The sequence below is a fragment of the Pseudoxanthomonas suwonensis genome (assembly GCF_000972865.1).
GTDB lineage: Bacteria > Pseudomonadota > Gammaproteobacteria > Xanthomonadales > Xanthomonadaceae > Pseudoxanthomonas > Pseudoxanthomonas suwonensis_B.
Genome location: NZ_CP011144.1, coordinates 2,220,406 through 2,234,682, shown reverse-complemented (window position 1 = coordinate 2,234,682; position 14,277 = coordinate 2,220,406). Strand labels below are relative to the sequence as shown.

Below are 14,277 nucleotides of genomic sequence, written 5' to 3'. Positions count from 1 at the left end.
CATGGACCCGAACTTCGACGCCATACGCGACTACCTGACTGGCCTGCAGGACCGGATCTGCGCGGCCATCGAGGCCGTCGACGGCCAGGCCCGGTTCGCCGAGGACGCCTGGCGCCGCAGCCCGGAGGGCGGCGCGACCCATGCCGGCGGCGGCCGCACCCGGGTGCTGCGCGAGGGCGCGGTGTTCGAGCAGGCCGGGATCGGCTTCTCCGACGTGGCCGGCACCCGCCTGCCGCCCTCGGCCAGCGCGGCGCGGCCGGAACTGGCCGGCGCCTCCTGGCGGGCCACCGGGGTGTCGCTGGTGTTCCACCCGCGCAACCCGTACCTGCCGACCACCCACGCCAACGTCCGCCACTTTCGCGCCGAGCGCGACGGCGAGACCGTGGCCTGGTGGTTCGGCGGCGGCTTCGACCTGACCCCGTTCTACCCGTTCGACGAGGACGTGGCGCACTGGCACCGCACCGCGGCCGACCTGTGCGCGCCGTTCGGCCCGGAGCGCTACGCCGAGCACAAGCGCTGGTGCGACGAGTACTTCTTCCTGCGCCACCGCCATGAGACCCGCGGCGTCGGCGGCCTGTTCTTCGACGACCTGCACGGCGACTTCGAGCGCGATTTCGCCTACCTGCGCGCGGTCGGCGACGGCTTCCTCGACGCCTACCTGCCGATCGTGGCCCGCCGCAAGGACACCCCGTACGGGGAACGCGAGCGCGAGTTCCAGCTGTACCGGCGCGGCCGCTACGTCGAGTTCAACCTGGTCTACGACCGCGGCACCCTGTTCGGGCTGCAGAGCGGCGGACGCACCGAGTCGATCCTGATGAGCCTGCCGCCGCGGGTGCGCTGGGAATACGGCTTCCAGCCCGAGCCGGACAGCGCCGAGGCCCGGCTGCAGGAGTACCTGGTGCCGCGCGACTGGGTGTAGGCGGCCCACCGCGCGGCCTCGGCTTGCTTGTTGTAGGAGCCGGGTTCAGCCGGCGACCCGACGCCGTCGGCACAGGCGACGCCCCCGTGATTCCGACGGCGTCGGGTCGCCGGCTGAACCCGGCTCCTACAACACATGTGAAGGTGCGAGGGTTGGGGCGGCGCAAATAAAAAGCCCCGCCGACCAGGGGGAGGTCGACGGGGCTGGGGAACGGTGCTTGGGGAGGAGCCCCGTTCCGGGTAGATCTGCTCCAGGGGAAGGGAGAGATCCGCGACAGGCGTTGCACCTGTCGGGGCCTATATCAGCATCCGACACATTGATGGATCGTGAAGGAACGGGTTAAAAAAAGCTTGGATTTAGCACGGATTCATCCGTGCGCCAGGGGTCGGGCCACCGCACTGTGACATCGCTTCGCGAATGTGCGGCAAGTGCCTGAATCGCCGTCAATGTGCCTCGTCCCAGTTGTCGCCAATGCCGCTTTCCACCACCAGCGGGACGCTCAGTTGCGCTGCTGACCCCATCCGCCGGCCCACCTCCTCGACCAGGGTCGGCACGAACCCTTCCTCGGCCTCGAACACCAGTTCGTCGTGGACCTGCAGGATCATCAGCGCCTGGTCCCGGTGCCCTGCCAGCCAGCCATCCACCGCGATCATCGCCCGCTTGATGATGTCGGCCGCGGTGCCCTGCATCGGCGCGTTGATCGCCGCGCGCTCGGCGCCGGCGCGCTGGGCCTGGTTGCCGGCGCGGATGTACTCCAGGTACAGGCGGCGGCCGAACACGGTCTCCACGTAGCCCTGCCCGCGCGCCTGCTCGCGGGTGCGCTCCATGTAGTCGCGCACCCCCGGGTAGCGGCTGAAGTACAGGGCGATGTAGTCCTGGGCCTCGCCGCGGCCGATGCCCAGCTGCTTGGCCAGGCCGAACGCGCTCATGCCGTACATCAGGCCGAAGTTGATCGCCTTGGCCGCGCGCCGCTCGTTGCCGGTGACCTCTTCCAGCCGCCGCCCGAACACCTCGGCGGCGGTGGCCTTGTGGATGTCGGCGCCGGATTCGAACGCGCGCACCAGGCCCGGGTCCTGCGACAGGTGGGCCATGATCCGCAGCTCGATCTGCGAGTAGTCGCAGGCCACCAGCTTGCGTCCCGGCGGGGCGACGAAGGCGCGGCGGATGCGGCGGCCGTCGTCGGTGCGGATCGGGATGTTCTGCAGGTTCGGGTCGGACGAGGACAGCCGTCCGGTCGCCGCGCCGGCCTGGTGGTAGCTGGTGTGGACCCGGCCGGTGTCCGGGTTGACCATCTCCGGCAGCTTGTCGGTGTAGGTGCTGCGCAGCTTGGCCAGGCCGCGGTACTCGAGGATCACCCGCGGCAGTTCGTGCTGGTCGGCGATCGCCTCCAGCGCCTCCTCGTTGGTCGAGGGCTGGCCCTTGGGCGTCTTCACCAGCGCCGGCAGCTTGAGTTCCTCAAACAGCAGCGCGCACAGCTGCTTGGGCGAATCCAGGTTGAAGGCGCGGCCGGCCAGTTCGGTGGCCTTCTGCTGCGCGGCGAGCATGCGCCGCGACAAGTCCGCGCTCTGCCGCCGCAGCTCCTCGACGTCGACCTTGACCCCGTTGGCCTCGATCCGCGCCAGCACCGGCACCAGCGGCATCTCGATGTCGCGGTAGACCGCCTCCAGCGCCGGCTCGGCGGCCAGCTGCGGCGCCAGCACCCGGTGCAGGCGCAGGGTGATGTCGGCGTCCTCGGCGGCGTAGCGGGTGGCCTCGTCCACGCCCACCTGGGTGAACGGGATCTGCTTGGCACCCTTGCCGGCCACGTCCTGGTACTTCAGCGTCTCGTAGCCCAGCCAGCGGCGGGCGAGGCTGTCCATGTCGTGGCGGGCGCTGCCGGAGTTAAGTACGAAGCTCTCCAGCAGGGTGTCGTCGGCGTAGCCGGCCAGCTCGACGCCGTGGCGGCGCATCACGTGCAGATCGTACTTGCCGTGCTGGCCGAGCTTGCGCACGGCCGGGTCGGCCAGCAGCGGGCGCAGCAGGTCCAGGGCCTGCGCGCGGTCCAGCTGCGGCGGCGCGCCGGGATAGTCGTGGGCCAGCGGCACGTAGGCGGCCACGCCCGGCTCGGCGGCGAAGCTCAGGCCGACCAGGCTGGCGCGCATCGGGTCCAGGCTGTCGGTCTCGGTGTCGAAGGCGAACTCGCCGGCCGCGCGCAGACGCGCGATCCAGGCCTGCAGGCGTTCGGCATCGAAGATCGCCTCGTACTCGCCGGGCGCGGCCAGCGCCGGGTCCAGGCCGGCAGCCGGCGCTTCGGCCATGGCGGCGACGAAGCCGCTGCCGCGAGAACGACCGGGCTCCTTCTCGGCCACCGCCAGCACCGGGCCACCGCTGCCGCCCTCGGCGGCCACCGCGCCGGCCTCCAGTTCCTTCAACGCCTGGTTGAACCCGTAGCGGGCGTACAGCGCGCGCAGCTCATCCACGTGCGGCTCGCGCAGGCGCAGCGCGTCGGGACCGTACTCCAGCGCGACGTCGGTCTTGATGGTGACCAGTTCGCGGTTCAGCGGCAGCCGCGGCAGTGCCGTGCGCAGGTTGTCGCCGACCTTGCCCTTGATGGAGCCGGCCTGGGCGATCACCCCGTCCAGCGAACCGTACTCGCCAAGCCACTTGGCCGCGGTCTTCGGCCCGCACTTCTCCACCCCGATCACGTTGTCGATGGTGTCGCCCATCAGCGCCAGCAGATCGACGATGCGCTGCGGCGGCACGCCGAACTTCTCCTCCACCGCGGCGTCGGAATCCATGCGGCTGCCGGTCATGGTGTTGACCAGCACGATCGAGCCCGCGGCGGCGCCGTTGGCGCGCACCAGCTGGGCGAAGTCCTTGTCGCCGGTGGAGATGGTGACCTCCATGCCGGCGGCGGCGGCCTGCACCGCCAGGGTGCCGATCACGTCGTCGGCCTCCACGCCCTCCACCCGCAGGATGTCGATCCCCAGTGCATGCACGATCTCGCACATCGGCTGCACCTGCGCGCGCAGCTCGTCAGGCATCGGCGGGCGGTTGGCCTTGTATTCGGGGTAGAGGTCGTCGCGGAAGGTCTTGCCCGGGGCGTCGACCACGAAGGCGACGTAGTCGGGTCTTTCCTTGAGCGTGGCGCGCAGCATGTTGACCACGCCGAACAGCGCGCCGGTCGGCTCGCCGGCCGCGTTGCTCAGCGGCGGCAGCGCGTGGAAGGCGCGGTACAGGTAGCTGGAACCGTCGATCAGTACGAGGCGTGTCATCGGCGCATTCTAGCGGCCGCTGCCGGCGGACGGCTCCGCCGCCCCGATCTTCTTGTAGGAGCTGGCTTCAGCCGGCGACACGCCACGCCGGCACAGGCGACTCCTTCATGGTTCCTGACGCCCGTGTCGCCGGCTGAAGCCAGCTCCTACAAGGTCGGTGAACCGACGTGCCGGGGTCGTCCTGCGACAGCGTGGACGCATCGATCACGGCGGCCCATCCCGAAGCACGCATCCCGTCCACGCACGCTGGCGCATAATGCCGGTCCACGTCGAGGAGATCCCGCCATGCGCCTGCCGATCCTGTCCGCCGCCGTGCTCGCCGCGCTGCTGTCCGCCGGCTGCGCCACCCAGGGCGGCGCCCCGGTCGACCTCACCGGCGCCGAAGTGGCGGTCCGCACCCTCGACAACGGCGACGTGCTCGAGGAATACCGGGTCGGCAGCCAGCTGCGGATGGTCAAGATCACCCCGGTCCGCGGCGCACCCTATTACCTGTACGACCGCGACGGCGACGGCGCGCTCGACCGCGACGATGCCGACAAGCTGCCGCAGACCTACTGGAAGCTGTTCTCGTGGTGAACGGCGCCACGGCGGACATCCGCCCCGCCGACGACGAAGCCACCCTGCGCGCCGCCTGGCCGGTGGTCGCGCAGCTGCGCCCGCACCTGGACGAGGACGCGTTCGTGGCCGCGGCCCTGCGCCAGCGGGCCGAGGGCTGGCAGGCCACGGTGCTGCACGACGCCGACGGCGTGGTCCGCGCCTTCGCCGGCTGGCGCGTGCAGGAGATGCTCGCCCACGGCCGCTTGCTGTACGTCGACGACCTGGTCACCGACACGCACGCCCGCAGCGCCGGCCATGGCAAGGCGCTGCTGGACTGGCTGAAGGAACGCGCCGCCGGGCTGGGTTGCACCAGCCTGCAGCTGGATTCGGGCACCCAGCGGATCGACGCCCACGCCTTCTACCTGCGCGAGCGGCTGCGGATCGTGGCGTTCCACTTCAAGGCGGCGCTCGACGGCTGAACCAGCGCGTTCCGCCGGCGCTCACGCTGGCGCGCCGCGATTGGCCGACAATGGGCGGCCCGCACGGATGCCGGTCCGTGCCCACAAGGACAGGATCGACAAGACCATGCTGCGCTGGTTCGAAACCCGGCTGGACCCGTATCCGGCCGCTCCCGCCACCCAGCCCCCGCGCTCGCTGTACGCGTTCTGCCGCCACTACACGCGCGGCACCGAACCGTGGCTGGCGCTGATGGCGCTACTGACCACCGCGATCGCTGTGACCGAGGTGTCGCTGTACGCGTTCACCGGCTCGATCGTGGATCGCCTGTCCAGCCATACCCCGGCCACCTTCCTGCAGGCGGAGGGCTGGAACTTCGTGCTGATGGCACTGGTGGTGCTGGTGGTGATGCCGGCGCTGAACCTGCTCAGCGCGCTGGTCATCCACCAGACGCTGCTCGGCAACTTCCCGATGCGGATCCGCTGGCAGGTGCACCGCTACCTCCTGCGCCAGTCGATGGGCTACTTCCAGGACGAGTTCGCCGGGCGCATCTCCACCAAGCTGATGCAGACCTCGCTGGCGGTGCGCGAGACGGTGATCAAGCTGCTGGACGTGGGCAACTACGTGGTCGTCTACTTCGGCGGCGCGCTGATCGTGGCCGCCGCGGCCGACTGGCGGCTGATGCTGCCGTTCGCGGTGTGGCTGGTGGGCTACGCGGCGCTGCTGCGTTACGCGATCCCGCGCCTGAACAAGGTCGCCCAGCAACAGGCCGATGCGCGCTCGATGATGACCGGCCGGATCGTCGACAGCTACACCAACATCGCCACGGTCAAGCTGTTCTCGCATTCGCGGCGCGAGGAGGCCTACGCGCACGAATCGATGGACGAGTTCCTGGGCACGGTGCACCGGCAGATGCGCCTGGCCACCATCGTCAACGTCAGCAACGACACCCTGAACATGCTGCTGCTGTTCGCGGTGGCCGCCACCGGCATAGGCCTGTGGATGCAGGACGCGGTCAGCGTCGGCGCGATCGCGGTGGCGATCGCCTTCGTGCTGCGGCTGATGGGCATGTCGCAGTGGATCATGTGGGAGATGTCGGCGCTGTTCGAGAACATCGGCACGGTCCAGGACGGGATCAACTCGATCGCGCTGCCGGCCACGGTGGACGACGCGCCCGGCGCGCAGGCGCTGGACGCGCATGGCCCGGTGCGCGGCGACATCCGCTTCGAGCACGTCACCTTCCACTACGGCAAGCAGGGCGGCGTGATCGAGGGCCTGGACCTGCACATCCGCCCCGGCGAGAAGGTCGGCCTGGTCGGCCGTTCCGGCGCCGGCAAGTCGACCCTGGTCAACCTGCTGCTGCGCTTCTACGACCGCGAGGCCGGCGCGATCCGGATCGACGGTACCGACATCGCCACGGTGACCCAGGATTCGCTGCGCGCCTCGATCGGTGTGGTCACCCAGGACACCTCGCTGCTGCACCGCTCGGTGCGCGACAACATCCTCTACGGCCGCCCGGACGCGACCGAGGCGGAACTGGTCGAGGCCGCGCGCCAGGCCAATGCCGACGGCTTCATCCAGGAGCTGGTCGACGCCAAGGACCGGCGCGGCTACGACGCCCAGGTCGGCGAGCGCGGGGTCAAGCTGTCCGGCGGCCAGCGCCAGCGCATCGCCATCGCCCGTGTGCTGCTGAAGAACGCGCCGATCCTGGTGCTGGACGAGGCGACCTCGGCACTCGACTCGGAAGTCGAGGCGGTGATCCAGGAGAACCTGTACCGGCTGATGGAAGGCAAGACGGTGATCGCGATCGCGCATCGCCTGTCGACCATCGCGGCGATGGACCGGCTGGTGGTGATGGACCAGGGCCGGATCGCCGAGCAGGGCACCCACGAGCAGCTGCTGGCCCGCGGCGGGCTGTACGCGCAGCTATGGCAGCGGCAGTCGGGCGGGTTCCTGGAACTGGAGGCGGAGGCGGAAGCCGAGGGCGAAGCGGAGCCGTCGAGCACCAGGTGACGCCGCATCGCGGCAGCACCGATCCGTAAAGGCGCCAGGACCGATCCCGAAAACCGTCGTCCCGGCGTTCGCCGGGACGACGGGCGGGCATGGGCGGGGAGCCCCACCGGGCCGGCATTTGTAGGAGCCGGGTTCAGCCGGCGACACGCCACGCCGGCACAGGCGACTCCCTCGTGTTTCCGACGCCCCTGTCGCCGGCTGAACCCGGCTCCTACATGGACGCGGATTCGCGGCGGCGCTGGGCGCGGCCCAGGGCGAAGCCGGTACCGGCCCAGGCCAGGGCGACGCCGGCGCCGATGATCATCGCCAGCGCCGGATGCTCGCCCAGCAGGTCCAGGCCACGCTTGACCCAGGCACTGAGCGCATCGCCGCCGCGGTAGACCACCGTGTCGATGAAGTTCTTCGCCTTGTACTTGTCCTCGGCTGGCATGACCGTATAGAGCATCTCCCGGCCCGGCCGCACGAACGCGTACTCGCCGGCCCGCCGCGCCACCATCACCACCACGAACACCGCGAACACCGGCGCCAGCGCCAGCCACAGGAAGCCGAACGCCATCACCAGCGGTACGCCGACCAGCAACGCGCCCACGCCCAGCCGCTGCGCGATGCGGCCGGTGATGAACAGCTGGGTCAGGATCGCCAGGGTCTGCACCACGGTGTCGATCAGGCCGAACACCTGGGTCTGCCGGGTCCGGTCGGGGAACAGCTCGGCGACCATCCGCGCCTGCTCGAAGTACAGGAAGGTGGTCACCGTGGCCAGCAGCACCACGAACAGCGCGATCCCCAACAGGTAACGCGAGCGGAATACGGCGGTGGCGCCGGCAAAGGGATTGCCGCCCAGCGGCCGCTGCCGCTGCGTGGCTGATTCGCCGCCCACGAACGGATGCCGGTCACGCCAGCGGTGCAGCCACAGCGCCGCCACCGCGCTGGCGCCGATGAACAGCGAGGACAGCAGCATCAGCCCGCCGTGGCCCAGCGGCTGCACCAGCCAGGTCGCCAGGATCGGCCCGGTCAGGCCGCCGGCGCTGGCGCCGGCGGCGATCAGCGCGAACAGGCGCTTGGCCTCGGCGCTGGCGAACACGTCGGCCAGCACGCTCCAGGCCAGCGAGATCAGCAGGAAATTGATCACCGAAACCCAGATGTAGAACGCGCGCCCGGCCCACACGTTGTCCGGCTGCAGCACCAGGCCGGCGCCGAAGCCGAGCAGGCTGGCGACCACGAAGCCGAACACCCACGGCACGATCCGCCGCCGCGGCACCTTCGAGGCGATCCAGCCGAACAGCGGCAGCACCGCCAGCGTGGCCAGGAAGGTGCCGGTGAACAGCCATTGCAGGTTGTGCACGCCGCCGGCCACGCCCATGGTTTCGCGCACCGGCCGCAGCATGAAGTAGCCGGTGAACAGCAGGAAGAACATCACCAGGCCGGCGGCGACCGCCGGCGCCTCGTGCGGACGCACGCCGAACAGGCGCGACAGCCAGGGCAGGCGCGCGTCGGCGCCGGGGACGGGAGCATTCATGCCGCGCTGCTCAGGCGGAGAACTGGCGGACCAGTTCCTGCTGCTGCGCCGCGCTCAGCAGCGGACCGCTGCCGGCCTTGAGCTGGTCGCGCTGGCGCTCGGGCTTGCCGGTAGCCGGGATCACCGCCGTGACCGCCGGATGGCTGATCGCGAACTTCAGGAACATCTGCGCCCACGACGTCACCCCGACCTCGCCGGCCCAGGCCGGCAGCGGCACGTCCTTGACCTTGGCGAACAGCTTGCCGTCGTCGAAGACGCGGTTGATCAGCACCGCCACGCCCTTGTCCTGGGCCAGCGGCAGCACCGTGTCCGCGGCACGGGTCGAGTTGACCGAGTAGTGGATCTGGATGAAGTCCAGCGGCTCGCTGCGCAGGATCCGCTCCAGTTCGGGCAGGCCGGCGTCGACGTAGTGGGTCACGCCCACGTACTTGGTCTTGCCCTGCGCCTTGAGCTCGCGCGCATAGGGCAGCTGACGCTGCCAGTCGCGCAGGTTGTGGACCTGCAGCAGCTCGACCTTGTCGGTGCGCAGCCGGCGCAGCGATTCGGCCCACTGCGCCTCGGCCGCCTGGCGGCTGTCGGCGGCGATCTTGGTGGCGATGAAGGCCTTGTCGCGCCAACCGCCGTCCTCCAGCAGGCTGCCGACCACCGTGTCCGAGCGGCCGTAGTTGGGCGCGGTGTCGATCACCCGCGCGCCGCCCTCGAAGAAGATCTTCACCACCTCCTGCAGCTGGGCGTATTCGGGCGAGCCGATGTCCACGTCGTAGCTGCCCGAGGTGCCGGCGCCGATCACCGGCAGCAGTTCACCGCTGGAGGGGATCGGCCGGGTCAGCATCGCGCCCGGCGCGGGCGCGGCGAACACGCGGCCCGGCCCGGCCATCGCCCCGAGCCCGGCGAGGACCGAGGTGGCGAGCGCGGAATTGAGGAAGCGGCGGCGCGAATGCGAGTGCATGGTCGTGGCTCCGTGGACGGACGGCGCGGGGCGGCCGGATCCCCGATCCTACCGTCGCCGGCGCTACCCGCATGTGCACATCGGCACATGAACGCACCGGGCGCGGCGTCCGGAGGCCAGCGGACGCCGTGGTATCCTGCGCGCCTTCCCTTGGGGAGTAGCCTGCTCCGCGCGCTTAGCCGGAGCGTCCGCGTCAACATGCTCGGCCCGCTGCGGCCGTGGCGCGGACACCCGTGGTGACCACCACCGGGCCTGGCGAGACCAACGGCCTGCCGGCGCGTCCACGGTTGGACGCTGGCGGGCCGTGTCCGCCCTTCCAGCCCGGTAGCCCGCATGAACCTGTTCTCGATCCTGCTGATCGGCATCGCGATGTCGACCGATGCCTTCGCCGCGGCGGTCGGCAAGGGCGCGGCAATGCGGCGTCCACGGTTCTCCGAGGCGTTGCGCGCCGGCCTGATCTTCGGCGTGATAGAGGCGATCACCCCGGTCATCGGCTGGCTGCTCGGCACCGCGGCCTCGCGCTACATCACCGCCTGGGACCACTGGATTGCGTTCGCGGTGCTCGGCCTGCTCGGCCTGCACATGATCTGGAACGGCACCCGGCCCGACGACGGCGCCGAGGAGGCGCCGCGCCGGCACGGCTTCTGGAGCCTGGCCGCCACCGGCCTGGGCACCAGCATCGACGCGATGGCGGTGGGCGTGAGCCTGGCCTTCCTCGATGCGCCGATCGGCCTGGTCGCCGCGGTGATCGGCCTGTGTACCCTGGTCATGGTCACCGCCGGGATCATGCTCGGCCGCGTGCTCGGCGCGCTGGCCGGCAAGCGCGCCGAGATCGTCGGCGGCGCGATCATGATCCTGATCGGCGCGGCGATCCTGTACGAGCACCTGACCGGCGCGGCCTGACAGCGCTTCTGTTGCAGGAGCCGGGCTTGCCCGCGACACGACGCCATCGGCACAGGCGACATCTTCGTGACCCCGACGCCCGTGTCGCCGACTGAAGTCGGCTCCTACAGAAGAGCGGCCGCGCCTCAGCGGTTGTAGGAGCCGGGTTCAGCCGGCGACACGACGACGCCGGCACAGGCGACGCCCTCATGATTCCGACGCCCATGTCGCCCACTGAAGTGGGCTCCTACAGAAGAGCGGCCGCGCCGCGGCGGTTGTAGGAACCGGATTCAGCCCGCGACCCGACGCCGTCGGCACAGGCGACGTCCTCGTGATTCCGACGCCCGTGTCTCCAGCAAGCTGGGCTCCTACACACAAACGCCGGCGCGACGGGTGCAGGAGCCGGGCTTGCCCGTGACCCGACGCCTCTTGGGCGCGGGCGACGCCCTCTTGCCGCAATGTGTCACCCGCAGACGGGCTCCTGCATCCAGGAACACGGTAGCGACCGTCGTTTCCGACCGTCAGCGCACCACCAGCACCGGCACAGCCGACTTGGCCAGCACCGCCTGGGTCTGGCTGCCGAGCAGCACCCGGCCCAACCCGCGCCGGCCGTGCGAGGCCATCACCACCAGCCCGGCGCCATGCTCGCCGGCGGCCTGGACGATCGCCTCCGCCGGATAGCCATCGGGCACGTGCACCGTCTCGCAGGCCACCCCGGCGGCGGCGGCCTGGGCCAGCGCGTCCTCGAGGATGCGCTGCGCCGATTGCGCGCAGCCCTCGCGGTATTCCTGCTGCATCGCCGGATCGGCCGACAGCGCCAGCGCGTCGTCGAAGGCCGGCATCCACGGCTCGGTCACGGTCACCAGCACCACCGGCACGCGCAGCGCACCGGCCAGCGTCAGGCCATGGCGCAGGCCCTTGCCGGCCAGGTCCGAGCCATCGGTCGCGATCAGGATGCGGTCGTACATGGCGGGCTCCTGCGGGGGCGTGCCCGCATTGCACACCCGCCGCGGCGATCAGGCAACCGCGTGCCTCCTGTAGAAGCCCAGCTTGCTGGCGACACGGGCGTCGGAAACGCGAGGGCGTCGCCTGGGCCGGCGGCGTCGGGTCGCCGGCTGAACCCGGCTCCTGCAACCGCTACGACGCGACCGCCTTTCTGTAGGAGCTGACTTCAGTCGGCGACACGGGCGTCGGGGTCACAAAGATGTCGCCTGTGCCGACGGCGTCGGGTCGCCGGCTGAACCCGGCTCCTGCAACCGCTACGACGCGACCGCCTTTCTGTAGGAGCTGACTTCAGTCGGCGACATGGGCGTCGGAATCATGAGGGCGTCGCCTGTGCCGATGGCGTCGGGTCGCCGGCTGAACCCGGCTCCTACAACCGCCGCGACGCGGCCACTCATTTGTAGGAGCTGACTTCAGTCGGCAACACGGGCGTCGGGGTCACGAGGACGTCGCCTGTGCCGACGGCGTCGCGTCGCGGGCAAGCCCGGCTCCTACAGCGGCTGCAGCTTGGCGAAGGCCAGCACCAGCCACTTGCTGCCGGCGTCGTCGAAGTTGACCTGCACCCGCGCGTGCGCGCCGCTGCCCTCATAGTCGGTGACGATGCCGCGGCCGAAGCTGGCGTGCACCACGCCCTGGCCCAGCTTCAGCGACGGCGTCTCCAGCACCGGGTGGGCCATCCGCGGCGCCGCGGCCATCGGCCGGGCCACCTGCACCCGCGGTCGCACCTCGTTGAGCAGGTGGCCGGGGATCTCGCGCAGGAAGCGCGAGGGCATGCCGTACATGTCCATGCCGTGGATGCGCCGGCTCTCGGCGTAGGTCAGCACCAGCTTGTGCCGAGCACGGGTGATGCCGACGTAGGCCAGCCGCCGCTCCTCCTCCAGCCGCCCGCTCTCCTCCAACGACTTGCTGCTCGGGAACACGCCCTCCTCCACCCCGACCAGGAACACCAGCGGGAACTCCAGGCCCTTGGCCGAGTGCAGGGTCATCAGCTGCACCCCGTCCTCGTCGGCCTGGGCCTGGCCCTCGCCGGCCTCCAGCGCCGCGTAGGACAGGAACGCGACCAGCTCGCTCATGCTCTCCTGGTCGTCGTCGAGTTCAGCACGGGAAAAGCGCGAGGCCACCGAGACCAGTTCGTCCAGGTTCTCCAGCCGCGACTCGGCGTCGAGCTGGCCGCGCGCCTCGCTGGCCCAGTGCTCGCGCAGGCCCGATCGGGCCAGCACGTGGTCGACCCGGTCCTTCAGCGCCAGGTCGGTGGTTTCCGCGTCCAGCGATTCGACCAGGTTGAGGAAGCCGGCCACCGCGTTGCGCGCGCGCGCCGCCAGCGCGTTCTGCGACACCAGCGCGGTGGCGGCCTGCCACAGCGAGATCGAGGATTCGCGTGCGCGCCGGCGTACTTCGTCGAGGGTGCGGTCGCCTATCCCGCGCGTCGGCGTGTTCACCGTGCGCTCGAAGGCCGCGTCGTCGGCACGGCTGGCGACCAGGCGCAGGTAGGCCAGGGTGTCCTTGATCTCGGCGCGCTCGAAGAAGCGCATGCCGCCATAGACCCGGTACGGCACCTGCTCGGCCAGCAGCACTTCCTCCAGCGCGCGCGATTGCGCGTTGCTGCGGTAGAGCACCGCCGCCTCGCGCCAGCTGCCGCCGTCGCGCATCCACTGGCGGATGCGCTCGACCACGAAGCGGGCCTCGTCCATCTCGTTGTAGGCCGCGTACACGTCCACCGGCTCGCCCTCGCCACTGTCGGTCCACAGCTGCTTGCCGATGCGGTCGGGATTGTGCGCGATCACCGCGTTGGCGGCGTTGAGGATGTTGGCGCTGGAGCGGTAGTTCTGCTCCAGGCGGATGGTCTTCGCGCCCGGGAAATCGCGCAGGAACTGCTGCACGTTCTCGACCTTGGCCCCGCGCCAGCCGTAGATCGCCTGGTCGTCGTCGCCGACCACGAACACCCGGCCCGTATCGCCGGCCAGCACCCGGACGAAGGCGTACTGGATCGCGTTGGTGTCCTGGAACTCGTCGACCAGCAGGTCGCGGAAGCGGGTGCGGTAGTGGGCCAGCAGCGCCGGGGTGTCGCGCAGCAACTCGTGCGCGCGCAGCAGCAGTTCGGCGAAGTCGACCAGGCCGGCGCGGTCGCAGCGCTCCTGGTACAGCGCGTAGGCGCGGCGCAGCGCGTCGGTCCACGGGTCGTCGCCGGGCTGGATGTGCTGCGGGCGCCGGCCTTCGTCCTTCTGCGCATTGATCCACCAGGCGATCTGGCGCGGCGGGAAGCGGCCGTCGTCCAGCTCCAGCTGCTGGGCCACGCGCTTGACCAGCCGCAGCTGGTCGTCGCTGTCCAGCACCTGGAACGCCTCGGGCAGGCGCGCCTCGTTCCAGTGCAGACGCAGCAGGCGGTGGGCGATGCCGTGGAAGGTGCCGATCCACATCCCGCGCGCGCCGTGGCGCAGCTGCGCATCGGCGCGCGCGCGCATCTCGCCGGCGGCCTTGTTGGTGAAGGTGACCGCCAGGATCCCATGCGCCGGCACGCCCAGGACCTCGTTCAGCCAGGCGATGCGGTGGGTCAGGACCCGGGTCTTGCCGGAGCCGGCGCCGGCCAGCACCAGGTAATGACCGGGCGGGGCGGACACGGCCTCGCGCTGGGCGGCGTTGAGGTCGTCGAGCAGGTGGGAGACATCCATGCCGGCATTTTACGCGGTGCCGCGCTGCTGGCTGCAGGAGCCGGGCTCCGGCAGGCGACATGCCTCCTCGACTCAGGCGA

The 14,277-nt window shown here is 70.7% G+C and carries 10 protein-coding genes; 5 read left to right on the top strand and 5 right to left on the bottom strand.

What is annotated here, in order from left to right; translation table 11 throughout:
- Position 1 precedes the first annotated feature (1 nt).
- Entirely contained in the window at positions 2–919 is a 918-nt protein-coding gene (hemF, locus tag WQ53_RS09255) for an oxygen-dependent coproporphyrinogen oxidase (protein WP_052634014.1), read from the top strand.
- A 443-nt stretch (positions 920–1,362) separates the two neighbouring features.
- Here hemF and polA read toward each other — a convergent pair whose 3' ends face one another.
- Positions 1,363–4,173: a DNA polymerase I gene (polA, locus tag WQ53_RS09250; RefSeq protein ID WP_052631902.1), complete on the bottom strand. Its 2,811-nt coding sequence runs from the start codon at positions 4,171–4,173 to the stop codon at positions 1,363–1,365.
- Positions 4,174–4,458: 285 nt separating this feature from the next.
- Between polA and WQ53_RS09245 the strand changes: the two genes are divergently transcribed.
- The 3 genes from WQ53_RS09245 (at position 4,459) to WQ53_RS09235 (ending at position 7,179) form a co-directional block, all read left to right on the top strand.
- Positions 4,459–4,749 (top strand): DUF2782 domain-containing protein, encoded by a 291-nt coding sequence (locus WQ53_RS09245; RefSeq protein ID WP_052631901.1) that lies wholly within the window; start codon positions 4,459–4,461, stop codon positions 4,747–4,749.
- Positions 4,746–5,189, top strand: coding sequence for a GNAT family N-acetyltransferase (locus WQ53_RS09240; protein WP_052634013.1), 444 nt, complete (start codon positions 4,746–4,748; stop codon positions 5,187–5,189). The genes WQ53_RS09245 and WQ53_RS09240 overlap by 4 nt, the downstream gene beginning before the upstream one ends.
- Before the next feature lie 106 nt (positions 5,190–5,295).
- Positions 5,296–7,179 (top strand): ABC transporter ATP-binding protein, encoded by a 1,884-nt coding sequence (locus WQ53_RS09235; protein WP_173427211.1) that lies wholly within the window; start codon positions 5,296–5,298, stop codon positions 7,177–7,179.
- A 211-nt stretch (positions 7,180–7,390) separates the two neighbouring features.
- Here WQ53_RS09235 and WQ53_RS09230 read toward each other — a convergent pair whose 3' ends face one another.
- Positions 7,391–8,695, bottom strand: a complete 1,305-nt coding sequence (locus WQ53_RS09230; RefSeq protein WP_052631899.1) for an NTP/NDP exchange transporter — start codon at positions 8,693–8,695, stop codon at positions 7,391–7,393.
- Between the two features lie 10 nt (positions 8,696–8,705).
- Positions 8,706–9,644: an aldo/keto reductase gene (locus WQ53_RS09225; protein ID WP_052631898.1), complete on the bottom strand. Its 939-nt coding sequence runs from the start codon at positions 9,642–9,644 to the stop codon at positions 8,706–8,708.
- A gap of 333 nt (positions 9,645–9,977) precedes the next feature.
- Between WQ53_RS09225 and WQ53_RS09220 the strand changes: the two genes are divergently transcribed.
- Complete coding sequence (locus WQ53_RS09220; RefSeq protein WP_052631897.1) at positions 9,978–10,547, top strand: manganese efflux pump MntP family protein; 570 nt, start codon at positions 9,978–9,980, stop codon at positions 10,545–10,547.
- A 500-nt stretch (positions 10,548–11,047) separates the two neighbouring features.
- Here the strand turns inward: WQ53_RS09220 and WQ53_RS09215 are convergent, their stop codons facing one another.
- Together WQ53_RS09215 and uvrD are read right to left on the bottom strand one after the other, a co-directional pair.
- Positions 11,048–11,494 (bottom strand): universal stress protein, encoded by a 447-nt coding sequence (locus tag WQ53_RS09215; RefSeq protein ID WP_052631896.1) that lies wholly within the window; start codon positions 11,492–11,494, stop codon positions 11,048–11,050.
- A gap of 525 nt (positions 11,495–12,019) precedes the next feature.
- Entirely contained in the window at positions 12,020–14,197 is a 2,178-nt protein-coding gene (uvrD, locus tag WQ53_RS09210) for a DNA helicase II (RefSeq protein ID WP_052631895.1), read from the bottom strand.
- Positions 14,198–14,277: the final 80 nt, after the last annotated feature.